Annotated in this window: 17 protein-coding genes and 4 tRNA genes; 17 read left to right on the top strand and 4 right to left on the bottom strand. The window is 59.3% G+C overall.

Annotated features, from left to right (window positions below):
• Positions 1-19: 19 nt before the first annotated feature.
• The 4 genes from pepF to O3298_RS22375 all read right to left on the bottom strand — a co-directional run bounded on the left by pepF (position 20) and on the right by O3298_RS22375 (position 4,291).
• A complete protein-coding gene (pepF, locus tag O3298_RS22360) occupies positions 20-1,903 on the bottom strand; it encodes an oligoendopeptidase F (RefSeq protein ID WP_305060573.1) in 1,884 nt (627 codons plus the stop codon).
• A gap of 179 nt (positions 1,904-2,082) precedes the next feature.
• Complete coding sequence (ttcA, locus tag O3298_RS22365; protein ID WP_251349712.1) at positions 2,083-3,018, bottom strand: tRNA 2-thiocytidine(32) synthetase TtcA; 936 nt, start codon at positions 3,016-3,018, stop codon at positions 2,083-2,085.
• A 32-nt stretch (positions 3,019-3,050) separates the two neighbouring features.
• The gene (locus tag O3298_RS22370) at positions 3,051-3,449 is read right to left on the bottom strand and encodes a dihydroneopterin aldolase (protein WP_046682033.1); all 399 of its coding nucleotides are present in this window, start codon (positions 3,447-3,449) and stop codon (positions 3,051-3,053) included.
• A 53-nt stretch (positions 3,450-3,502) separates the two neighbouring features.
• Positions 3,503-4,291: an SDR family oxidoreductase gene (locus O3298_RS22375; RefSeq protein ID WP_305060574.1), complete on the bottom strand. Its 789-nt coding sequence runs from the start codon at positions 4,289-4,291 to the stop codon at positions 3,503-3,505.
• Between the two features lie 74 nt (positions 4,292-4,365).
• Between O3298_RS22375 and O3298_RS22380 the strand changes: the two genes are divergently transcribed.
• The 17 genes from O3298_RS22380 to rpoC all read left to right on the top strand — a co-directional run bounded on the left by O3298_RS22380 (position 4,366) and on the right by rpoC (position 24,455).
• On the top strand, positions 4,366-5,517 hold the full coding sequence (locus O3298_RS22380; RefSeq protein ID WP_305060575.1) for a class I SAM-dependent methyltransferase: 1,152 nt from the start codon (positions 4,366-4,368) through the stop codon (positions 5,515-5,517).
• 149 nt (positions 5,518-5,666) lie between these two features.
• On the top strand, positions 5,667-6,758 hold the full coding sequence (locus tag O3298_RS22385; RefSeq protein ID WP_305060576.1) for a J domain-containing protein: 1,092 nt from the start codon (positions 5,667-5,669) through the stop codon (positions 6,756-6,758).
• A gap of 63 nt (positions 6,759-6,821) precedes the next feature.
• Entirely contained in the window at positions 6,822-8,417 is a 1,596-nt protein-coding gene (locus O3298_RS22390) for a DUF3369 domain-containing protein (protein ID WP_099665767.1), read from the top strand.
• 133 nt (positions 8,418-8,550) lie between these two features.
• The gene (locus O3298_RS22395) at positions 8,551-10,197 is read left to right on the top strand and encodes a tetratricopeptide repeat-containing response regulator (RefSeq protein WP_077398774.1); all 1,647 of its coding nucleotides are present in this window, start codon (positions 8,551-8,553) and stop codon (positions 10,195-10,197) included.
• 222 nt (positions 10,198-10,419) lie between these two features.
• Positions 10,420-10,504 (top strand) — tRNA-Tyr (locus O3298_RS22400).
• Positions 10,505-10,566: 62 nt separating this feature from the next.
• A tRNA-Gly gene (locus O3298_RS22405) sits at positions 10,567-10,640 on the top strand.
• Between the two features lie 43 nt (positions 10,641-10,683).
• Positions 10,684-10,758 (top strand) — tRNA-Thr (locus O3298_RS22410).
• 88 nt (positions 10,759-10,846) lie between these two features.
• Entirely contained in the window at positions 10,847-12,037 is a 1,191-nt protein-coding gene (tuf, locus tag O3298_RS22415; RefSeq protein ID WP_077398776.1) for an elongation factor Tu, read from the top strand.
• Positions 12,038-12,103: 66 nt separating this feature from the next.
• Positions 12,104-12,179, top strand: a tRNA-Trp gene (locus tag O3298_RS22420).
• Between the two features lie 32 nt (positions 12,180-12,211).
• Entirely contained in the window at positions 12,212-12,595 is a 384-nt protein-coding gene (secE, locus tag O3298_RS22425; RefSeq protein WP_010394308.1) for a preprotein translocase subunit SecE, read from the top strand.
• Positions 12,595-13,221, top strand: coding sequence for a transcription termination/antitermination protein NusG (gene nusG, locus O3298_RS22430; RefSeq protein ID WP_077398778.1), 627 nt, complete (start codon positions 12,595-12,597; stop codon positions 13,219-13,221). The genes secE and nusG overlap by 1 nt, the downstream gene beginning before the upstream one ends.
• A gap of 115 nt (positions 13,222-13,336) precedes the next feature.
• Positions 13,337-13,771 (top strand): 50S ribosomal protein L11, encoded by a 435-nt coding sequence (gene rplK / locus O3298_RS22435; RefSeq protein ID WP_034753131.1) that lies wholly within the window; start codon positions 13,337-13,339, stop codon positions 13,769-13,771.
• A complete protein-coding gene (rplA, locus tag O3298_RS22440) occupies positions 13,771-14,466 on the top strand; it encodes a 50S ribosomal protein L1 (RefSeq protein ID WP_034753134.1) in 696 nt (231 codons plus the stop codon). Before rplK ends, rplA begins: the two co-directional genes overlap by 1 nt.
• Positions 14,467-14,786: 320 nt before the next feature.
• A complete protein-coding gene (gene rplJ, locus O3298_RS22445; protein WP_034753621.1) occupies positions 14,787-15,326 on the top strand; it encodes a 50S ribosomal protein L10 in 540 nt (179 codons plus the stop codon).
• Between the two features lie 67 nt (positions 15,327-15,393).
• Complete coding sequence (gene rplL, locus O3298_RS22450) at positions 15,394-15,765, top strand: 50S ribosomal protein L7/L12 (RefSeq protein ID WP_070223390.1); 372 nt, start codon at positions 15,394-15,396, stop codon at positions 15,763-15,765.
• Positions 15,766-15,997: 232 nt separating this feature from the next.
• Complete coding sequence (rpoB, locus tag O3298_RS22455; protein WP_077398780.1) at positions 15,998-20,104, top strand: DNA-directed RNA polymerase subunit beta; 4,107 nt, start codon at positions 15,998-16,000, stop codon at positions 20,102-20,104.
• A 109-nt stretch (positions 20,105-20,213) separates the two neighbouring features.
• Positions 20,214-24,455, top strand: coding sequence for a DNA-directed RNA polymerase subunit beta' (gene rpoC / locus O3298_RS22460; protein WP_034753138.1), 4,242 nt, complete (start codon positions 20,214-20,216; stop codon positions 24,453-24,455).
• Positions 24,456-24,515 lie beyond the last annotated feature (60 nt).

Genomic DNA, 24,515 nt, shown 5'->3' on the forward strand with positions numbered 1-24,515 from the left:
AGGGGGTCTGACCCCAGCATTATTTCCCCCGCTTCGCTTCAATCGCCTCGATCTGGTCCATGATGCCGTTCATGCGCGCCGCCAGCGCCTGGTAAGGTTTTGGCGAGGCCAGGTCGACGCCGGCCGCTTTCACCAGCTCATACGGATACGCGGAACCCCCGGAGCTGAGCATCTTCAGGTAGGCGGCCAGCGCGCCCGGCTCCTTGTCGAGGATGCGCTGCGCGAAATCCTGCGCCGCGGCGATTGAGGTGGCGTACTGGAACACATAGAAGCCGTGATAAAAATGCGGCACGTAGGCCCATTCCAGCGCGTAGGCGGGATCGATGGTCATGACACCTTGCGTCTCGCCATGGTAGCGCTTGAGGATGCCGGCATAGATAGCCGTGATCTCTTCGCCCGTCAGCGACTCTCCTTTATCCACCTTGCCGTGGATGGCCGCTTCGAATTCGGCGAACATGGCCTGGCGGAAGTAGGTGCCGCGCAGGTTTTCCAGCGCCGCGCCCAGGTACAGCAGGCGCTCGTCATCGTCCTTGGCCTGCTTCAGGCGCGCGTCGAGCAGCAGCGCCTCGTTCGTCGTCGAGGCGATTTCCGCGACAAAGATGCTGTACGGCGCATAGATCGATGGCTGCGCCTTGTTGGCCAGCACCGAGTGCATGGCGTGGCCCCATTCGTGCGTCAGGGTGCTGACGGCTTCGTAGTTGTCCGTGTAGTTGAGCAGCACGAACGGGTGCACGTCGTACGCGTCGCCATTCATGTAGGCGCCCGCCACCTTGCGCGGGCGCGGGTACACGTCCATCCAGCGCGCGTCCACGGCAGCGGTGAGGGCCTTGACGTAGTCCGGGCCCAGCGGCGCGACGGAATCGAGCATCATCTGCTTGCCGTCGGCCAGCGGGAAGGTGCGGTCGCTTTTCAGCAGCGGCGCATAGATGTCGTAATACGCGAGGTCCTTGACGCCCAGCATGCGCGCGCGCAGCTTGAAGTAGCGGTGCAAGGTGGGCAGATTGGCGTTGGTTTGCGCGATCAGGGTCTGGTAGACGGCGGGCGGCAGATGGTCGGCGTCGAGCGCGGCGCTTTGCGAGTCGGCATAGCGGCGCACTTTCGCATACGCGGCGTCCGTCTTCAGCTGGCCGTACAGGGTTTCGCCGAACGTGCGTTCATATTCCTTCCACTTGCCGAAGAAGGCGTCGAACACCAGCTTGCGGTCGGCGCGCTGGTCATCGCCCCGGTATTTCGTGTACGCCGCCTGGTCGAGACGTACTTCCTTGCCGTCCGACAGTTTCACGGTCGGCCACGGGATTTCCGCATTGGCCAGGGTGCGGTAGACGCTGGCGGCCGAGCTTGTTGCCAGGCCGAACTGGGCCACCAGTTGTTCGCCAGCCGCGTCGAGCGTGTGCGGCGCGCTGCGCAGCATGTTGCTCAATTGAAAACGGTATAGTTGCAAACCCTTGTCCTTCGCCAGCATGGCATCGATGCGCTTGCCGCCCAGGGCGAGGATTTCCGGCTGCAGGAAGGTCGTCGCCTGGGAGAAGTCGTTGCCCAGCAGGGCGGCGCGCTGGTTCAGCTGGTTGCCCTTGCTGTCGCCCGTATCCTGGTCGTAATACTGCGCCGCATAGGTGGTGAGCGTGTTGACGCGCTTGCGCGCCTCGGCGTACAGGTCCAGGCAGCTTTTCAGGCGGGCCGGCGACGCTTTCAACTGCCCCTTGCAGGCGCCCAGTTGCTGCAGCTGGGCCGACAGCTTTTTCGCGTCGGCGTCGAACGCGGCGTCGTTTTGATACAGCGCCGTCAGGTCCCAGCGGTCGGCCTGGCGGTCGGTGGGCGCAGCGGCAGGCGCGGCGAAGGCAGAGGAGAGGCCGAGAGCGAGCAGGGAAAACAGCAGGGGGCGCTTGAGCGCGGATGGCATCATGGTTCATTCCAGTGAGGTTGTCGGAAGAATGCGTGCTGACCGCCGTGCAGGGATGCGCGCGTGACGCACCGCGTACCGGCAGAGCTGACTACGGTACCTCAAATGGACGCGGGGGGAAAGAGGCGGAGGGAAGATACCGCGCGCCACCTGGACGGTGGCGGCGGAACAACAGGAGGTTTTTACAGAGGTTGCAGCGCGATGGTGCCGAACGTGGTCGGCGTCGAGCATGGCTCTTCATCGAAGGCGATGTCGCCCATGGGGTTGGCCACGCCGTCCGCCTTCAAATCCTTGAAGCCGAACAGTTTCGGGTCCATCAGGTGGGACGGCGCCACGTTCGACAGGGCCGAGAAGATGCTTTCCACGCGGCCGGGGAATTTCTTGTCCCATTCGCGCATCAAGCCCTTGATCTGCTTGCGCTGCAGGTTTTCCTGCGAACCGCACAGGTCGCATGGAATGATGGGGAAGCCCTTGACTTCTGCATAGCGCTGCGTGTCTTCTTCCTTCACGTAAGCCATCGGGCGGATGACGATGTGCTTGCCGTCGTCCGACTGCAGCTTGGCCGGCATGCCTTTCAGTTTTCCGCCGAAGAACATATTCAGGAAGAATGTTTCCAAAATATCATCTCGGTGGTGGCCCAGGGCGATCTTGTTGGCGCCCAGCTCGTCGGCCACGCGGTACAGGATGCCGCGGCGCAGGCGCGAGCACAGCGAGCAGGTCGTCTTGCCTTCCGGGATCAGGCGCTTGACGATGCTGTAGGTGTCCTGGTTTTCGATGTGAAAGGCGACGCCCAGTTCCGTCAGGTAGGCGGGCAGGATTTCCGGCGGGAAATTCGGCTGCTTCTGGTCCAGGTTGACGGCGACGATATCGAAGTGAATCGGCGCGCGTTCGCGCAAGGTCATCAAGATGTCCAGCAGCGCATAGCTATCCTTGCCGCCGGACAGGCAGACCATCACCTTGTCGCCGTCTTCGATCATGTTGAAGTCGCCGATGGCTTGTCCCACCAGGCGGCACAAGCGCTTGTGCAGCTTGTTGTTTTCCAGGGCGATCTTTTCCGCCTTCTTGCGCGCCAGTTTCTGCGCTTCGACATTGGCCGGCACTTCCACGGCGGCCGTCATCGTTTCCAGTACGGCGCTGTCATTCATGTTGTTCATGCTTCATCCTTGATCTTGAATACTTCCACGCCCACGCCTTCGCAGTCGGGATACACATCCGGTTTCATGCTCGATACGCGCGCGGCGCGCACGCGCGGGTGGGCCAGCATGGCGGCCAGCACGTCGTCAACCAGGCTTTCCTGCAGCTGCACGTGGCCTTGCGCCATGCGTTTGGCGATGGTTTCGCGCATGAAGTCGTAGTCGACCACTTCTTCCAGTTGGTCATCCTTCGGCGTCGACAGGGCCAGGGGGATGTACAGGTCGACGTTGATGAGGACGCGCTGCTCGCCCTTTTTCTCGAAGTCGTAGACGCCGATGTTGATGAGGACTTCGTAATTGCGCAGGAACAGGCGGCGGCAATCGGCCAGGCGAGGGTGGGACAGGGCGGACGACATAGTTTTACCTTTTAGGGAATGCTGGAGTGCTGGTTGTTTGGTAGGGCTGCTGATTATTTGGTCAAAAACATGACGTCGCGCGGCAAGCCGATCAAATGCTGGCCGCCATCGACCAGCAGGGTCGTGCCCGTCAGCGCGCGCGCGCCGGCCACGTAGCAGACGCTGTCGGCCACATCCTCGGGCGTGCTGGAGCGTCCCAGCGGCGTGTTTTCATGCGCCTTGGCAAAGTTCGCTTCCGTCTGCTCGCCGGAGACCATGGTGATGCCGGGGGCAATGCCCACCACGCGCACTTTCGGCGCCAGCGCCTGGGCCAGCATGGTGGTCGCCGACAGCAGCGCCGCCTTGGACAGGGTGTACGACAAAAAATCAGGATTGAGATTGTACAGTTTTTGGTCCAGCAAGTTGATGACCACGGCTTGCCCGCCTGCCGGGGTGGCCTGGTACAGGGCTTGCGCCAGCAGAATGGGAGCGGCCAGGTTGGCGTGCATGTGGGCGTCGAGCGCGGCGACGGAAAAATCGCCCGCATTGTCGTATGCAAACAACGATGCGTTGTTGACCACGCAAGTAACCGGCCCCAGCGCCGCCTGTGCCTGCGGCAACAGCTGGCGTACGGCCTCTTCCTGCGCCAGGTCGCAGGGGAACGCTTGCGCGCGGCGGCCCAGCGCGGTGATTTCCTCCACCAGGCTGAGCGCCTCGTCGCGCGAATCGCGGTAATGCACGGCGATATCCCAGCCGTCGCGCGCCAGGCCCAGCGCGATGGCGCGGCCGATGCGCCGCGCCGCGCCCGTGACGAGGGCGACGCGGGGTGTGCTGTCGAATGGCGTTGTCGTTGCTTCTGTCATGTCTTTGCTATGGTTGAGATATTCGGTGGACGCCACACTGGCGGCATGCGCCGCCGATTCGCTACAATGCGGGAATGTCTCTTCCCGCACCCGATAGCGACGCGCTGGCCGCGTCCCATGCCTTGCAGCACCAGATTGCCGCCGAAATCGCGCGCAATGACGGCGCCATTCCCTTTGTCCGCTTCATGGAGCTGGCGCTGTATGCGCCTGACCTCGGCTATTACAGCGGCGGCGCCGCCAAGCTGGGCAAAGATGGCGATTTTACAACCTCGCCGGAGATTTCGCCCCTGTTCGGCGCCACGTTGGCCCATGTGGCAGCCGCTATTATGGCGCAAACGGCCCCGCGCATCCTCGAATTCGGCGCCGGCACGGGCAAGCTGGCCTGCGATATCCTGACGGAAGCGGCGAATGCCGGCATCCATGTCGAACAGTATGCGATCGTCGAATTGTCCGGCGAATTGCGCGCGCGCCAGGAGCTGGCGCTGGCAGCCTTCCCGCAAGTGGTGTGGCTCGACGGCTTTCCCGACAGTTTCGAGGGTGCCGTGTTCGGCAATGAAGTGCTGGACGCCATGCCCGTCAACCTGATCAGCAAGACGCCCGCCGGCTGGTGCGAACTCGACGTCAGCATCGCCGACGGCCAGTTCGTGTTTGTCGAACGGCCCGCTGGCGCCGACGTGGCTGCGCAGATCGCCGCCCAGGTGCCCGAGGCGGATGCCTTGCCGGTCGGCTATGTCACGGAAATTCATGGCGTCGCCTGCGGTTTCATGCGCTCGCTGGCGCGCATGCTGACCAATGGCAAGGGCGGCGCGGCCGTGCTGTTCGACTATGGTTTCCCTGCGCATGAGTATTACCTGGACTTGCGCGCCACGGGCACCCTGATGTGCCATTACCGCCATCACGCCCACGCGGAACCATTTTATCTGCCCGGCTTGCAGGACATCACGGCCCACGTGGATTTTACGGCGATGGCGGTGGCGGCGCAGGAGGCGGGCCTCGATGTGCTCGCTTACATGAACCAGGCATCCTTCCTGCTGGGCGCGGGTCTCGGCGACTTGCTGCTGCGCACCGATCCGGAGCAGGTCAAGACCTATTTGCCGCAAGCGAGCGCCGTGCAAAAGCTGGTGTCGCCCGCCGAGATGGGGGAATTGTTCAAGGTGCTGGTAGTGGGGCACCGCGTGGAGTTGCCGGAAGCGCTGTTGTCCAGCGACCGCAGTCACCGCTTGTAAGCGCCTGCAATATCAAGGCAGGGCAGTATCGCCCTGCAATTTCCTGTCCGCCGGTGGTTATTATCTTGTCATATCGTATATGATGACCGACACAGCACGGTTCCATCCTGCAAGAACCCGTCGCCGCGCACCGATTTCAAGATAGAACGATGGGAAAGATACATACACACTATGACAACCTGAAGGTGGCGCGCCTGGCGCCGCAGGAAGTCATACGTGCCGCGTACAAAGCCCTCAGCCAGAAATACCACCCGGACAAGAATCCCGGCGACGAAAAGGCCGCCCGCATCATGGCGATCCTCAACAGCGCCTATGGCACCTTGTCTGATCCACAACGCCGCAAGGAACACGACGAGTGGATCGCCGCCGAGGAGTGGGAAATCGAATGGCTGGAAAGCACCCACCAGGAAGAAGGCAAGAGCCGCGATGGCCGCGCGAAAGGCCATGCCCAGCCGCATGAACACGCCTGGGCGCAGGATGTGCCGCCGCCGAAGGGCAAGCCGCGGCGCGGCCTGCAACCTGTCTGGCGCAACTGGCGCTGGTGGCTGAGTTTGTTTATCTGCCTGTTGCTGGGCTGGCTGGGTGCCTTGCTGATGCTCGACACGTCGCAGCCCGTGCCTGCCGCGCTGGCGTCGGCCTGGAGCGGCCTGGCCCGCGACGGCGCCAAGCCCCATGCGGAAGCGGCCACGCCGGCGGCCGGTGCCGTGTCGTCGTCGAAAGGCGAGGCGGTGGCAGTCGACAGCTGGGCCGTGGGCAAGCCGTATGCGCCCGAGCCGCCGCAAGCGAAGACGCCGGAGATCCGCGTGCTGGCCGTGTCCCAGCTGAGTTTGAAAGGCATCCAGCCCGCCTGCGATGGGGCAGGCAAGGCCGAGTCCCCATCGCTGGTGGCGCCGAATGGCGAACCCTGGCCGGCCCATTCCGGCTATGTCGATGGATTCCCGATCGGTAACAAGGGCGATGAGCTTGCCGTGAGCATCGACAACAGCAGTAATGCCGCGCCCGTGTTCGTCAAGCTGTTTGACACGGAGCGGCGCTCGAACGTGCGCTACCTGTACATCCTCGCGTACGACAAGCTGCTGGTGGAGCAGCTCAGCGCGGGCAAGTATGAAGTGCGCTACCAGGCCGTCGGGCCGGGCCAGGATAGTTGTGGCGGCGCCACGCGCAGCGGTGCCTCGGCGCCGGCGTCGTCGCCGTCCGCCAGCGAAGGCGGTACGCAGAATCCTGTTGTAAGCAGCATCTAATCTGATTATGCTTGATATGCGTCAACGCAGCGTCCACATCGAACTTATCCATTAGGAGTATTCATGACCGACCTCAAGGCCGATGCAGATGATAACTGGCTGCTCGACGAAGATGAGCCGGTGGCCAGTCCTGCCGGGCTGGCCGCGCCCGACCAGCGCCTGTGGCGTGTCCTGATCGTCGATGATGACGTCGACGTGCATGCGGTCACGCGGCTGGCGCTACGCAATGTCAGTTTCAAGGGCCGCGAACTGGAACTGTTTTCCGCCTACAGCGGCCGCGAGGCGTACGACATCCTGCGCGACACGCCCGATATCGCGCTGGTGCTGCTCGACGTGGTGATGGAAACGGATGACGCCGGCCTGATCCTCGCCAAGCGCATCCGCGCCGACCTGAACAATTCCATCGTGCGCGTCGTGCTGCGCACGGGCCAGCCGGGCCAGGCGCCCGAGCAGCGCGTCATCATCGAATACGACATCAACGATTACAAGGCCAAGACGGAACTGACGACGCAAAAGTTGTTTACCACCGTCATCTCGGCCCTGCGCGCCTACGAGAGCCTGATGATGCTCGAACGCAGCCGCATCGGCCTGGGCAAGATCCTCGCCGGCGCCACCAATCTGTATCAGATCCATTCCCTGCGCGAATTCGCTTCCGGCGTGCTGAACCAGGTCAGCGCCATCCTCGACGTGGGCGCCGACGGCGTGCTGTGCCTGATGCAGGGCGGCGCCGGACGGCCCGAGGTGGTGGCCGCCACGGGCACGTATGCCGTGCTGGCCGAGTCCGAAGCGATGCCGGCCGACCATGCCCTCACGTCCACCATCGACAAGGCGTTCGCGGAAAAGCGCAGCCAGTTCGAGCATCCGGCCAATGTGCTGTTCATCCACACGGAAGGCAACCGCGAGCTGGCCATCTCCGTCACGCCGCCGTGGCCGCTGGCGCAGATCCAGCGCGATCTGCTGGAAGTGTTTTGCCAGCGTATCGCCGCCGCCTTCGACAACCTGTACATGTTCGGCCAGCTGCGCAAGGCGCAGGAGGCGACCGTGGTGGCGCTGGCCGACCTGGCCGAGTTCCGCGACAGCGACACGGGCGGCCACGTGCGGCGGGTGCAGCTGTTGTCCGACGCCATCGCCCGGCGCATGCAGCAACGCGGCGTGTATGCCGACGAGCTGACCCCGCAGCTGCTCGACATGATCGGCCTGGCCAGCATCCTGCACGACGTGGGCAAGGTGGCCACGCCGGATGCCGTGCTGCTCAAGCCCGGCAAGCATACGGACGAGGAGCGGGCGCAGATGCAGCTGCACGCCAGCGTCGGACGCACCATCCTCGAGCGGGCCGCCAACATGGTCGACGGCGTCAGCTACCTCACGTATGGCGCGCAGATCGCCGGCGGCCACCACGAACACTTCGATGGCGCCGGTTATCCGAATGGCTTGAAAGGGCGCAACATTCCCGTGGCCGCGCGCATCGTTGCCGTGGTCGACGTTTTCGACGCCTTGCTGCACGAGCGGCCCTACAAGGAGCCGTGGCCGTATCCGCAGGTGCGCGAATACATCGAACAGCGCAGCGGCAGCCAGTTCGATCCGGAAGTGGTGACGGCGCTGCTGGAACTGATCGACCATGAGCCGCAACTGTGGCATCCGGAGCGCGCCGTCGCTTGAGCAGCAACGTCGTCGGCATTTTTCGGCACGTCGCCATTCCCTTGCGCGCGGCGCCGTCATATACTCGGCAGCCTCATGCTGGCTGGCGCCACGCACCAGTGTGGCGCGCCGCGGAGTTTTCGGACATCACGACATGAAAGAACTCAAGGGCCTTAGCGCACTGATCATCGAGCCGCATCCGGGCATGCGCGCCAGCCTGCACAATATGCTCAACCTGTGCGGCCTGGCGAAGATCGATGACGCGGCCAGCTCGGGCCAGGCGATTCGCATGCTGGGCAGCAAATCGTATGATTTGATCCTGTGCGAGTACGATCTCGATGGCGGGCAGGATGGCCAGCAGATGCTGGAAGACTTGCGCCACCACAAATTGATGCACGCGTCGACCATGTTTTTTATGGTCACGGGCGAAGGCAGCTTCGCCAAGGTGGTCAGCGCCGTCGAGCTGTTGCCCACCGATTACATCCTGAAACCCTTTACCGCTGACAACATGCTCGAGCGCATCGGCCGCGCGCTGGACAAGCGCAATGCCTTCGTGCCCGTGTACGAGCTGATCGACGTGGGCAATGAGCGCGCGGCGATTGCCGCCTGCGCGGAGGGCGCCAGCCTGTATCCCCGTTACGCCACTGATTTTCTGCGCTTGCGCGCGGAATTGCACCTGTTGCTGGGCGAAGCGGCCGACGCCGAGCCGATCTACGCGGGCCTGTACGCAGCCAAGTCCATCGGCTGGGCGCGCCTGGGGCAGGCCAAGACGCAGTTCCTGCTGGGCGAGTATGAAGCGGCGCAAGGCACCCTGGAGGGATTGCTGGAAAACAACAAGCGTTTTCTCGACGCGTATGACTGGCTGGCGCGCACGCATCTGGCGCAAGGCAAGCCGGAGCTGGCGCAGGCCGCCCTGAGCGAAGCAGTGGCCCTGTCGCCGCACGCCGTGCGCCGCTTGCGCCGCCTGGGCGAGGCGGCCCTGGCGGCCGACGATATCGAGATGGCGGAAAAATCCCTGAAGCTGGTCGTCAGCAAGGCCAAGTATTCGGAATTCCGCGACCCGGAAGACCACGTGCGCCTGGTGCAGACCCTGGTGCGCAAGGGCGACCCGCTGCAGGTGGGCGCCGTGATCCGCGACCTCGACAAGTCGATGGGCGGGCAAAAGAATGCAGAACTGTGCAGTGCGCTGTGCAGCGCCATGCTGCATGCGCATACGGGCAACGAGGAGCGCCTGCAGCAATCGCTCGACGCGGCGCTGGCCGCCAACCGCCACAGCGTGGGCGGTTCGAACATGCTGAAAACCGAACTGGCGCGCCACTGCCTGGCGCATGGGCGCGAAGATGGCGCCGCTGAGGTGATGCGCGAAGTGATGCGCAACGCGCCCGACAGCGCGGCCATGACGCGCGCCATGGCCGTGTTCGAGCATGCCGGGCGCGAAGAGCTGGCCAAGGCGCTGGCACGGCAAAGCCGCCAGGAAGTGGCCGACATGGTGGCGGCCGGCGCCGCCAGGGCGGGCGAGGGCGATTTCCGTGGCGCCGTCGATCTGATGGGCGAAGCCGTCACGCGCCTGCCCGATAATCCGCAAGTGGTGTTCAATGCGGCCGTGGCCGTGCTGAAGTGCCTGGAACACGAAGGCTGGGATGAGCGCATGGGACAGCAGGCGCTGACGTTTATCGCCGGCGTGCGCCGCCTGGACCCGCGCAATCCCAAATTGCCCGTGCTGTCGGGCCTGCATCAGCAGTTGTTGCGTAAATATAAGCCCCTCGGCAACTCCTGGATGCATCCGCCTGACGCCCGGTAAAAGAGAGAAATGACGGGAAAATGCGGCTTCCCGGCAGGGGGGATAAAAAAAATCCAAAAAAAGCAGACTTTTTCGCGCCAACCCTTGCACATTCTCAAATCGGGAGCTTATAATCACGCCCCGAAGCAGCCAACTTCTTCTTTATAAGCAAATGCAGCAGTCAGGCATCAGCAAATAAGGTTGACAGTTGTGAGTAGATGCTTCATACTCTGCGGTTCCCGCGGAGGGGTGGCCGAGTGGTTAAAGGCGACAGACTGTAAATCTGTTCTCTATGAGTACGCTGGTTCGAATCCAGCCCCCTCCACCAAGTTTTTGCAAGGAAAACTGGGTAGTAGTAAAAGTAAGTGAAGATAAAGTGAACGATACCTCGCGGGTGTAGCTCAATGGTAGAGCAGAAGCCTTCCAAGCTTACGACGAGGGTTCGATTCCCTTCACCCGCTCCAGTTTCCGTTCAGATGCTTGATGCATCGCATGCAACAAATTACAGCCCTTGTAGCTCAGTGGTAGAGCACTCCCTTGGTAAGGGAGAGGCCACGTGTTCGATCCACGTCAAGGGCACCAGAATTCGCAGCAGGCAGCACAGAAGCAATTCAAACCAGACCGTCGGGCGTGTGCCTGAGCAATCTAATCAAATCATTAGGAGTTCAAAATGGCAAAAGGTAAATTCGAACGGACCAAGCCGCACGTCAACGTCGGCACCATCGGCCACGTCGACCACGGTAAAACCACGCTGACCGCTGCAATCGCAACGGTTCTGTCGAAGAAATTCGGCGGCGAAGCTAAAGCATACGACCAGATCGATGCAGCTCCAGAAGAAAAAGCGCGCGGTATCACGATTAACACCGCCCACGTCGAGTATGAAACGGAAACGCGTCACTACGCGCACGTTGACTGCCCAGGCCACGCCGATTACATCAAAAACATGATTACCGGTGCTGCCCAGATGGACGGCGCGATCCTGGTGTGCTCCGCAGCTGACGGCCCAATGCCACAGACCCGCGAACACATCCTGCTGGCCCGCCAAGTTGGCGTTCCATACATCATCGTGTTCCTGAACAAGTGCGACCTGGTCGACGACGCAGAGCTGCTGGAACTGGTTGAAATGGAAGTGCGCGAGCTGTTGTCGAAGTACGAATTCCCAGGCGACGACCTGCCAATCATCAAGGGTTCGGCACGTATGGCGCTGGAAGGCAAAGAAGGCGAAATGGGCGTTGACGCAGTGCTGCGTCTGGCCGATGCGCTGGATGCTTACATCCCAACGCCAGAGCGCGCTGTTGACGGTGCCTTCCTGATGCCAGTAGAAGACGTGTTCTCGATCTCGGGTCGCGGTACCGTTGTGACCGGTCGTATCGAGCGCGGTATTGTTAAAGTCGGCGAAGAGATCGAAATCGTTGGTATCACCGATACCGTCAAAACGACTTGCACCGGCGTGGAAATGTTCCGCAAGCTGCTGGACCAAGGTCAAGCAGGCGACAACGTTGGTCTGCTGCTGCGCGGCACCAAGCGTGAAGACGTGCAACGTGGTCAAGTTCTGGCAAAACCAGGCTCGATCAAGCCGCATGCTCACTTCACCGGCGAGATCTATGTTCTGTCGAAAGACGAAGGCGGCCGTCATACGCCATTCTTCAACAACTATCGTCCACAGTTCTACTTCCGCACGACGGACGTAACCGGTTCGATCGAGTTGCCAGCAGACAAAGAAATGGTCATGCCAGGCGATAACGTGTCGATCACCGTCAAGCTGATCAACCCGATCGCGATGGAAGAAGGTCTGCGCTTCGCTATCCGCGAAGGCGGCCGTACCGTCGGCGCCGGCGTGGTTGCAAAAATCATCGCATAAGGAAATGTTATGCTTCCACCCGGGGCGTCCTGGGTGGTAGAATAGCACTCCTCGAAAGTTTTACGTAGGGACGTAGCTCAATTGGCAGAGCGTCGGTCTCCAAAACCGAAGGTTGGGGGTTCGATGCCCTCCGTCCCTGCCACCGTCAAGGTGCAGGGCACCGAAAGTAGAAAAATGTCAAATCAATCCGTGCAAACCGTTAGCACGTCGAGTGACAAGATAAAAGTCGCGCTGGCAATAGTGGCTGCGATTGCAGGAGTAGTCGGGTTTTATTACCTGGCAGGCCAACCAGCTCTGGTGCGTGCAAGCGCGCTTGTGGCTGGTTTGGTTATTGCTGTTGCGCTCTTGTATGTCTCGACGACCGGCCGTGAATTTCTCAATTTCGCCAAAGAAGCTGTGCGCGAAACCAAGAAAGTCGTTTGGCCTACCCGCAAAGAAGCCACGCAGATTACTGCGATCGTGTTTGCCTTTGTGCTGGTCATGGCGATTTTCCTGTGGGGCACGGATAAATTGCTCGAGTTTTTGTTGTATGACGTAATTCTGGGTTGGAAAAAATAATGAGCGAAAATGTGCATGATGAAGCGGCGAACGAGTCCGTTCCGGGCGACGCTCCGGTAGCGGACACTGGTGCAGCGCTGAGCGTGCCAGTGAGCAGCAAGCGCTGGTATGTCGTGCATGCTTATTCCGGCATGGAAAAAAGCGTCATGCGCGCACTGACCGAGCGCATCGAGCGCGCGGGCATGCAAGACCAGTTCGGCCAGATCCTGGTGCCGATCGAAGAAGTGGTCGAAGTCAAGAATGGTGTCAAGTCCGTCACCGAACGTCGTTTCTATCCTGGCTATGTGCTGGTTGAAATGGAAATGACGGACGAAAGTTGGCACTTGGTCAAGAACACCAGCAAGGTTACCGGTTTCATTGGTGGCAAGTCGAACAAGCCGACGCCGATCTCCGCGCGCGAAATCGACGGCATCATGAAGCAGATGCAAGAGGGTGTTGAAAAGCCCCGTCCGAAAACCTTGTACGAAGTGGGCGAGCAAGTCCGCATCAAGGATGGTCCGTTTACCGACTTCAACGGCAATGTCGAAGAGGTCAACTACGAGAAATCCAAAGTGCGCGTCTCGGTCACCATTTTCGGTCGCGCTACTCCGGTAGAACTCGAATTCGGCCAGGTCGAAAAAGTCTAAGTATTATCAAGCGCCACCAGGAGCGTCGCGGCAGTCTCAGCGAAATCCGGTCAGAGGAGCCCCGCCAGGATAGGATCGGCGGGGCGCTACTACTCAATCCAAGATAGGAGCCATCATGGCAAAGAAAATCATTGGTTTTATCAAGCTGCAAGTGCCAGCTGGTAAAGCAAACCCATCCCCACCAATCGGTCCAGCTCTGGGTCAACGTGGTCTGAACATCATGGAATTCTGCAAGGCCTTCAATGCACAGACCCAAGGTCTGGAGCCAGGCATGCCGATTCCAGTCGTGATCACCGCATTTGCGGACAAGTCCTTCACGTTCGTGATGAAGACGCCTCCAGCAACCTACCTGATCAAAAAAGCTGCTGCGATCACCAAAGGTTCGCCGAAGCCACATACCGACAAAGTCGGTACGCTGACCCGCGCACAAGCTGAAGAAATCGCTAAATTGAAAACCCCTGATCTGACCGCTGCCGACATGGATGCTGCTGTACGCACCATCGCTGGTTCCGCTCGTTCGATTGGTATCACGGTGGAAGGTGTTGTATAATGGCTAAGTTATCCAAACGTATCAAGGCTTTGAAAGCCAAAGTCGACCGTACCAAAGTGTACGCTTTCGACAACGCTGTCGCTCTGATCAAAGAGTGCGCAACGGCCAAGTTCAATGAATCGATCGACGTATCGGTACAACTGGGTGTTGATCCTAAGAAATCCGACCAAGTGGTGCGCGGCTCCGTCGTGCTGCCAGCTGGCACCGGCAAAACCGTACGCGTGGCAGTATTCGCGTCGGGCGAAAAAGCTGAAGCTGCTAAAGCAGCTGGCGCCGACATCGTTGGTATGGAAGACCTGGCTGAGCAGATCAAAGCCGGCGACATGCCTTTCGATATCGTTATCGCTTCGCCAGATACCATGCGTATCGTTGGTACCCTGGGTCAGATCCTGGGCCCACGCGGCATGATGCCTAACCCGAAAGTTGGCACTGTTACTCCTGACGTCGCTACCGCCGTGAAAAACGCGAAAGCCGGTCAAGTTCAGTACCGTACCGACAAATCCGGTATCATCCACGCTACCATCGGCCGTAAATCGTTCGCTGACGCAGATCTGAAGTCGAATCTGGTCGCACTGATCGACGCACTGAACAAAGCCAAGCCAGCATCGAGCAAAGGCGTGTACCTGCGCAAAGTTTCGCTGTCGTCGACCATGGGCGCTGGCGTCCGTGTTGACCAGGCTAGCCTGGCAGCTTAAGTAACAGAATCAAGTCCTGTAGCGCCTTCGGGCGCTGCGGGCGCATCTTTGGGCTGTCTGCCCGGTGTTCGCACCAGGCAGGCAGACAATCAAAGACCGTTGGGCCGACTGCGATCGCACATGCAGAAGGTTAATAGGCTTGCCGGCAACGGCAAGTGCCCAACGCAGATGGTGTACCCGAACAAGTTTTGTAGTCCTCATGCTGCGTGAATCCATCCGCTCAGTTTAGTACTTCTTGACTTCGGACGCCGTGTTCGAACCGATGCAAGGCGCTCAACCACTCGGTTGTGATTGCCGAACATCATTTAAGGAGGTTGACCGTGAGTCTCAATCTGAATGACAAAAAGGCCGTCGTCGCCGAAGTTTCCGCACAAGTAGCAAATGCGCAAACGATCGTCGTGGCCGAATATCGTGGCATCCAGGTTGGTCACTTGACGCAACTGCGTGCTAAAGCGCGTGCCCAAGGCGTGTACCTGCGTGTGTTGAAAAACACTCTGGCTCGTCGCTCCGTTGAAGGTACCGCATTCGCCAGCCTGGCAGATGCCATGACCGGCCCGTTGATCTACTCGATCTCGGCCGATGCCGTTGCAGCAGCTAAAGTCATCGCTGACTTCGCTAAAACCAACGACAAACTGGTCATCAAAGCAGGTAACTACGCAGGCAAGCCGCTGGATACAGCTGCTGTCACCGCGTTGGCGAGCATTCCTAGCCGTGAAGTCCTCATTTCGCAGTTGTTGGGCGTTATGCTGGCTCCGGTTTCGGGCTTTGCACGTGGTCTGGCTGCCCTGGCAGCGAAAAAAGGCGAAGGCGCCGAAGCTCCTGCAGAAGCAGCAGCAGAAGAAGCCCCAGCAGCCGCTTAATTGCGCGCGCTTTTTTCTCTCAGTACCAATCTGATGTAACTAACGTAATAAATTTAGGAGTTTCAAAATGGCAATTAGCAAAGACGATATCCTGGAAGCAGTTAGCGCCATGTCCGTAATGGACCTGAACGACCTGGTTAAAGCATTCGAAGAAAAATTCGGCGTGTCCGCAGCAGCGATGGCTTCGGCCGGTCCTGCAGCAGGCCCAGCAGCTGCTGCTGAAGAACAAACCGAGTTCAACGTTGTTCTGGACACCTTCGGCGCAAACAAAGTTGGCGTCATTAAAGCAGTTCGCGAAATCACCGGCCTGGGCTTGAAAGAAGCTAAAGACCTGGTCGATGGCGCACCAAAAACTGTGAAAGAAGCAGTGTCGAAAGCTGATGCTGAAGCAGCAGTTAAGAAACTGGTAGAAGCCGGCGCAACCGCTTCGATGAAGTAATATCTGTACCGGCGTCAGTTAGCGCCCGAGTCAAAGTCTGAGGTTTCCCCTCGCAAGGGGGGAAATCCGACTTTGGCTCCTTTGTCGTCTGTATCGTATTTGTAGCAGCAGTTTTGTTCGATTCAAGCCGGAAAGCAGAGCCTTGAGGTTTCGTCTGTGTCACACGCAGCGGTGCAAACGAACACTTGCAAAACCTGAATTTTCTATCCTTTCTGTCACTCACGGAGTGTCCATGCACTACTCATTTACTGAGAAGAAACGCATTCGCAAATCATTCGCGAAGCGCGCCAACGTTCACCACGTTCCGTTCCTGCTGGCGACCCAGCTCGAGTCTTATCATAGTTTCTTGCAAGAGGACATAGCACCGTCCGGCCGCAAGAATGATGGCCTGCAGTCGGCTTTCACTTCGATTTTCCCTATCGTTTCGCACAATGGTTTTGCGCGTCTCGAATTCTTGTCGTACGTTCTGGGCGATCCTGCCTTTGACGTCAAAGAATGTCAACAACGTGGCCTGACGTTCGCGTCGCCGCTGCGCGCGAAAGTGCGCCTGGTGATCCTGGACAAGGAATCGCCAACCAAGCCTGTCGTCAAGGAAATGAAAGAACAGGAAGTCTACATGGGCGAATTGCCGCTCATGACGACCACCGGTTCGTTCGTCATCAACGGCACGGAGCGGGTTATCGTTTCCCAGCTGCACCGTTCGCCTGGCGTGTTCTTCGAGCACGACCGCGGCAAGACCCACTCGTCGGGCAAGCTGCTTTTCTCCGCGCGTATCATTCCTTACCGCGGTTCGTGGCTGGACTTCGAGTTCGACCCGAAAGACATCCTGTTCTTCCGCGTCGACCGCCGCCGCAAGATGCCAGTGACGATCCTGCTCAAAGCCATCGGCATGTCGCATGAGCAAATCCTGGCGAATTTCTTCGTCTTCGACAATTTCAACCTGCGCTCCGAAGGCGCGGAAATGGAATTCGTCTCCGAACGTCTGCGCGGCGAAGTGGCGCGCTTTGACATCGTCGACAAGTCGGGCAAGACCCTGGTGCTGAAAGACAAGCGTATCAACGCGAAACACGTGCGTGATATCGAAGCTGCCGGCATCAAGCATATTTCCGTACCGGAAGACTACCTGCTGGGCCGCGTATTGGCGAAGAATATCGTCGATGGCGACACCGGCGAAGTCGTCGCGTCCGCGAACGATGAGCTGACCGAAGACTTGCTGGGTCGCTTGCGCGATGCCAACATTTCCGAAATCCAGACCTTGTACACCAACGACCTGGATCAGGGCGCCTACATCTCGCAAACCCTGCGTATCGACGACACCGCCGATCAGATGGCTGCGAAAGTGGCGATCTACCGCATGATGCGTCCAGGCGAACCGCCAACGGAAGATTCCGTTGAAGCGCTGTTCAATGGCCTGTTCTACAACTCGGACCGCTACGACCTGTCGGCCGTTGGCCGCATGAAGTTCAACCGCCGCATTGGCCGCGATGAACTGACGGGCGCCATGACCCTGTCGAACGAAGACGTGCTGGCCGTGATCAAGATCCTGGTGGAACTGCGCAATGGCCGCGGCGAAGTCGATGATATCGATCACCTGGGTAACCGTCGCGTACGTTGCGTGGGCGAACTGGCCGAGAATCAATTCCGCGCCGGCCTGGTGCGTGTTGAACGCGCCGTCAAGGAACGCCTCGGCCAAGCCGAAGCGGACAACCTGATGCCGCACGACCTGATCAACTCGAAGCCGATTTCGGCCGCGATTCGCGAGTTCTTCGGTTCGTCCCAGCTGTCGCAGTTCATGGACCAAACCAATCCTCTGTCGGAAATTACCCACAAGCGCCGCGTATCGGCTCTGGGACCCGGCGGTCTGACACGCGAACGCGCCGGCTTTGAAGTGCGCGACGTGCATCCGACCCACTACGGCCGCGTCTGCCCGATCGAGACACCGGAAGGTCCGAACATTGGTCTGATCAACTCGCTGGCTCTGTATGCCCGCCTGAATGAATACGGCTTCCTGGAAACCCCGTACCGCAAGGTCGAAGGTTCCAAGATTACCGATCAGATCGACTACCTGTCCGCCATCGAAGAAGGCCGCTACATCATCGCTCAGGCGAATGCGACCATCAACGACGAAGGCATGCTGTCCGATGAACTGGTCTCGGCCCGTGAAGCCGGCGAAACCATTCTGGTCTCTCCAGAGCGCATCCAGTACATGGACGTGGCGCCAGGCCAGATCGTTTCCGTCGCTGCCTCGCTGATCCCGTTCCTCGAACACGATGATGCGAACCGTGCATTGATGGGCGCCAACATGCAACGCCAGGCTGTGCCTTGCTTGCGTCCGGAAAAAGCGCTGGTCGGTACCGGTATCGAACGCACCGTTGCGGTCGACTCGGGCACCACCGTGCAAGCGCTGCGTGGCGGTATCGTCGATTACATCGATGCGGGCCGTGTCGTGATTCGCGTTAACGATGACGAAGCAACCGCTGGTGAAGTGGGCGTCGACATCTACAACCTGATCAAGTACACCCGTTCGAACCAGAACACCAACATCAACCAGCGTCCTATCGTGCAAGTGGGCGACCGTGTTGCCAAGCGCGACGTGATCGCCGACGGCGCATCGACCGACCTGGGTGAATTGGCGCTGGGCCAGAACATGACCGTGGCTTTCATGCCATGGAATGGTCTGAACTTCGAAGATTCGATCCTGATCTCGGAAAACGTCGTCAAGGACGACCGCTACACCTCGATTCACATCGAAGAGTTGTCGGTTGTTGCCCGTGACACGAAACTGGGCGCGGAAGAAATTACGCGCGACATCTCGAACCTGGCTGAAAACCAGCTGGCTCGTCTGGATGAGTCCGGTATCGTCTACATCGGCGCGGAAGTACAAGCCGGCGACACCCTGGTCGGTAAGGTAACGCCTAAAGGCGAAACCCAGCTGACCCCGGAAGAGAAGCTGCTGCGCGCGATTTTCGGCGAAAAAGCGTCGGACGTGAAAGATACCTCGCTGCGCGTGCCTTCGGGCATGATCGGTACCGTGATCGACGTGCAAGTCTTCACCCGTGAAGGCATCGTGCGCGACAAGCGTGCCCAGCAAATTATCGATGACGAACTGAAACGTTTCCGTCTGGACTTGAACGACCAGATGCGTATCGTTGAAGGCGATGCCTTCCAGCGTCTGGAAAAAATGCTGATCGGCAAAGTTGTCAACGGCGGCCCTAAAAAGCTGGCCAAAGGCGCCAAGATCACCAAGGAATACCTGGCCGATCTGGACAAATACCACTGGTTCGACATCCGCCCTGCGGACGACGATGCAGCGGTAGCGCTGGAAGCGATCAAGGAATCGATCAACGAGAAGCGTCACCAGTTCGATCTGGCCTTCGAAGAGAAGCGCAAGAAACTGACGCAAGGCGATGAGCTGCAACCAGGCGTGCAAAAAATGGTCAAGGTGTACCTGGCCGTGAAACGCCGTCTGCAGTCGGGCGACAAGATGGCAGGTCGCCACGGTAACAAGGGTGTGGTTTCCCGTATTGTTCCTGTGGAAGATATGCCATACATGGCCGACGGCACGCCAGCCGACGTTGTGCTGAACCCGCTGGGCGTTCCTTCACGGATGAACGTTGGTCAGATTCTCGAGACTCACTTGGGTTGGGCTGCCAAGGGTCTGGGTATCCGCATCGGCGAAATGCTGAAGGCGCAAACCAAGGTCGAGCAAGTGCGCAAGTACCTGACGACGATCTACAACGACAACGGCCGTGCCGAAGAGCTGAACGACTTCGACGACGAAGAGATCATGAAGCTGGCGGAAAACCTGAAAAAAGGTGTTCCATTCGCCACGCCAGTGTTCGACGGCGCCAATGAAGAAGAGATCCGCCGCATGCTGGACCTGGCGTATCCGGACGACATCGCCAAGAACCTGGGCATGACCGCTTCGAAAAACCAGGTGACCATGTATGACGGTCGCACCGGTGAAGCGTTTGAGCGCAAGGTTACTGTCGGCGTCATGCACATGCTGAAACTGCATCACTTGGTTGATGACAAGATGCATGCGCGTTCGACCGGTCCTTACTCGCTGGTAACGCAACAGCCACTGGGCGGTAAAGCCCAGTTCGGTGGTCAGCGTTTCGGTGAGATGGAAGTCTGGGCACTGGAAGCGTATGGCGCGTCGTATGTCTTGCAAGAGATGTTGACCGTCAAGTCCGATGACGTGAATGGCCGTACCAAAGTGTACGAGAACCTCGTCAAGGGCGACCACGTGATCGACGCCGGCATGCCGGAATCGTTCAACGTGCTGGTCAAGGAAATCCGTTCGCTGGGTATCGATATCGACCTCGAACGCAACTAAAAGACAGCCACCTGTCATTTGGTTTGGGAAACACAAAGCCCGGCTGGGAAACCACGCCGGGCAATGTAGTCTCAGGAATATAGAAATTTAATCACCTCTGGAGTGATACATGAAAGCACTGCTCGATCTATTCAAGCAAGTACAGACCAACGAGACCTTCGATGCAATCAAGATCGGTCTCGCTTCGCCTGAGAAAATCCGTTCGTGGTCCTACGGCGAAGTCAAGAAGCCGGAAACCATCAACTACCGTACCTTCAAGCCTGAGCGCGACGGCCTGTTCTGCGCCAAGATCTTTGGCCCGATCAAGGATTACGAATGCCTGTGCGGCAAGTACAAGCGCCTGAAACACCGCGGCGTGATCTGCGAAAAGTGCGGCGTCGAAGTCACCCTGGCCAAGGTGCGCCGCGAGCGCATGGGCCACATCGAGCTGGCCTCGCCTACCGCGCACATCTGGTTCCTGAAGTCGCTGCCGTCGCGTCTGGGCATGGTCCTGGACATGACCCTGCGGGACATCGAACGCGTGCTGTACTTTGAAGCATACGTCGTGACCGATCCAGGCATGACCCCGCTGAAGAAGTGCCAGATCATGTCGGAAGACGACTACGCCGCCAAGTACGAAGAGTACGGCGACGACTTCACCGCCTTCATGGGCGCCGAAGGTATCCGTGAACTGCTGCGCTCGATCGACATCCACCGCGATGCCGAAACCCTGCGCGTGGAACTGAAGGAATCGAAATCCGAAGCCAAGATCAAGAAATACGCGAAGCGCCTGAAAGTGCTGGAAGCGTTCCAACGTTCGGGCATCAAGCCTGACTGGATGATCATGGAAGTGCTGCCAGTGCTGCCGCCGGAACTGCGTCCGCTGGTACCGCTGGATGGCGGCCGTTTCGCGACCTCGGATCTGAACGATCTGTATCGCCGCGTCATCAACCGTAACAACCGTCTGAAACGCCTGATGGAGCTGCGCGCTCCAGAGATCATCACGCGCAACGAAAAGCGCATGCTGCAAGAAGCGGTCGATTCGCTGCTGGACAACGGCCGTCGCGGCAAAGCGATGACCGGCGCCAACAAGCGTCCGCTGAAATCGCTGGCAGAGATGATCAAGGGCAAGGGCGGCCGTTTCCGTCAAAACTTGCTGGGCAAACGCGTCGATTACTCCGGTCGTTCGGTCATCGTCGTGGGCCCGCAATTGAAACTGCATCAGTGCGGCTTGCCGAAACTGATGGCGCTGGAACTGTTCAAGCCATTCATTTTCAATAAACTGGAACTGATGGGTCTGGCGACCACGATCAAGGCAGCGAAAAAGCTGGTCGAGATTCAAGAGCCGGTCGTGTGGGACATCCTGGAAGACGTGATCCGTGAACATCCGATCATGTTGAACCGCGCACCTACGCTGCACCGTCTGGGTATCCAGGCGTTCGAGCCAGTCCTGATTGAAGGCAAGGCCATCCAGCTGCATCCGCTCGTCTGCGCCGCATTCAACGCCGACTTTGACGGTGACCAAATGGCGGTCCACGTTCCTCTGTCGATCGAAGCGCAGATGGAAGCACGCACTTTGATGCTGGCATCGAACAACATCCTGTTCCCATCGAACGGCGAACCATCGATCGTTCCTTCCCAGGATATCGTGTTGGGTCTGTACTACGCGACCCGCGAAGCGATCAATGCGAAGAACGAAGGGATGATGTTCCCTGACGTATCGGAAGTGATCCGCGCCTACGACAACAAGGAAGTCGAACTGACGACCCGCGTTACCGTGCGTATTACCGAATACCCGAAAAACGCCGAAACGGGCGAATTCGAGAAAACGGTTACCCGCTACGAAACGACGATCGGCCGTGCGATCCTGTCGGAAATTCTGCCTAAAGGCCTGCCGTTCTCCGTCCTGAACCGCGCGCTGAAAAAGAAAGAAATTTCCAAGCTGATCAACACGTCGTTCCGCAAGTGCGGCCTGCGCGCCACCGTGGTGTTCGCAGACAAACTGATGCAATCGGGTTTCCGCCTGGCGACACGCGCCGGTATCTCGATCTGCGTCGACGACATGCTGGTACCGCCTCAAAAAGTTACCCTGATCGCGACGGCCGAATCGGAAGTCAAGCAGATCGAACAACAGTACGCCTCGGGTCTCGTGACCGCCGGCGAGCGTTACAACAAGGTAGTCGATATCTGGGGCAAGACCTCGGATGAAGTCGGCAAGGCCATGATGGACCAGCTCAAAGTCGAAGACGTGATCCGCCGCGACGGCACCAAGTCGACGCAAGAATCGTTCAACGCCATTTACATGATGGCCGACTCCGGCGCGCGCGGTTCCGCAGCCCAGATTCGCCAGTTGGCCGGTATGCGTGGTCTGATGGCCAAACCGGATGGCTCGATTATCGAAACTCCGATTACCGCGAACTTCCGCGAAGGTCTGAACGTTTTGCAGTACTTCATTTCGACCCACGGTGCGCGTAAAGGTCTGGCCGATACGGCGCTGAAAACGGCTAACTCCGGTTACCTGACGCGTCGTCTGGTTGACGTGACGCAAGACTTGGTGGTGATCGAGGACGATTGCGGCACCATGAACGGCGCTGTCATGAAGGCACTGGTCGAAGGTGGTGAAGTCATCGAACCGTTGCGTGACCGTATCCTCGGCCGCGTGGTGGTGCATGACGTCGTCAATCCTGAAACTCAGGAAACGCTGTACGAAGCCGGCACCTTGATGGACGAAGACATGGTCGAGGAGATCGAGCGTCTGTCCATCGATGAAGTCAAGGTTCGCACGCCACTGACTTGCGACACGCGCTTCGGCCTGTGCGCCAAGTGCTATGGCCGCGACTTGGGCCGCGGCATGCTGGTCAACGCCGGCGAAGCCGTCGGTGTGGTGGCAGCGCAGTCGATTGGTGAGCCTGGTACCCAGCTGACCATGCGTACGTTCCACATTGGTGGTGCGGCATCGCGTGCAGCAGTGGCATCGTCGGTGGAAGCCAAGTCGAACGGTACCATCCGCTTCACGGCAACCATGCGTTACGTGACGAACGGCAAGGGCGCGCAAATCGTCATTTCCCGTTCCGGCGAAGTGCTGATCACCGACGACCATGGCCGTGAGCGTGAGCGTCATAAAGTACCGTACGGTGCGACCCTGATCGTCAAGGACGGCATGGTCATCAAGGCCGGTACGGCCCTGGCAACGTGGGATCCGCTGACCCGTCCGATCATTACCGAATACGCCGGTCAAGTGCGTTTCGAGAACGTCGAAGAAGGCGTCACCGTAGCCCGTCAGGTTGACGAAGTGACCGGTCTGTCCACCCTGGTGGCGATCGATGCGAAACGTCGCGGTTCTCTGACGAAAACGCTGCGTCCGCAAGTCAAGCTGATCAACGACGCGAACGAAGAAGTCAAGATCGCCGGCACCGAACACTCGGTGGCGATCGGCTTCCAGGTCGGCGCGCTGATCATGGTCAAGGACGGTCAACAGGTATCGGTTGGTGAAGTGCTGGCACGTATTCCTACCGAATCGCAAAAAACGCGCGATATTACCGGTGGTCTGCCACGCGTTGCGGAACTGTTCGAAGCGCGCTCGCCGAAAGATGCCGGTATGCTGGCGGAAGTCACGGGTACGGTTGCGTTCGGTAAAGAAACCAAGGGCAAGCAGCGTCTGGAAATCACGGACATGGACGGCAACAAGCATGAGTTCTTGATCACCAAGGACAAACAAGTGCTGGTGCATGACGGCCAAGTCGTGAACAAGGGCGAGATGATCGTGGACGGCCCGGCCGATCCGCAAGACATCCTGCGCCTGCTGGGTATCGAAGCGCTGGCACGTTACATCGTTGACGAAGTGCAAGACGTGTACCGTCTGCAAGGCGTGAAGATCAATGACAAGCACATCGAAGTGATCGTGCGTCAGATGCTGCGCCGTGTTCAGATCGTCAATGCCGGCGACACCAACTACATCGTTGGCGAGCAGGTAGAGCGTTCGGAACTGCTGGACGAGAACGATCGCATGGCTGTTGAGAACAAGATTCCAGCGACCTACGAAAACGTTTTGTTGGGTATTACCAAGGCATCGCTGTCGACCGATTCGTTCATCTCGGCCGCATCGTTCCAGGAAACCACCCGCGTGCTGACCGAAGCGGCGATCATGGGCAAGCGCGATGGTCTGCGCGGCCTGAAAGAGAACGTCATCGTCGGCCGTCTGATTCCTGGCGGTACGGGCCTGGCCTTCCACCGCGCACGCAAAGAGAAAGAAGCGTGGGAAGTGGAAGAGCGTCAAGCGCTGCTGCTGGCCGAGAAAGCCTCGATGGCTGGCGAAGCTGCCGAAGCGCTGCAGGATATCGAAACCCAGCAACACCACGGCGACGAAGCGTAATCTGCGCTGCTAGCTGACAAGAACGGCACCTTCGGGTGCCGTTTTTTTTCGTCTTGAGAT

Origin of the sequence: Janthinobacterium sp. SUN137, from assembly GCF_030587265.1 — a bacterium.
Lineage (GTDB): Bacteria > Pseudomonadota > Gammaproteobacteria > Burkholderiales > Burkholderiaceae_D > Janthinobacterium > Janthinobacterium kumbetense.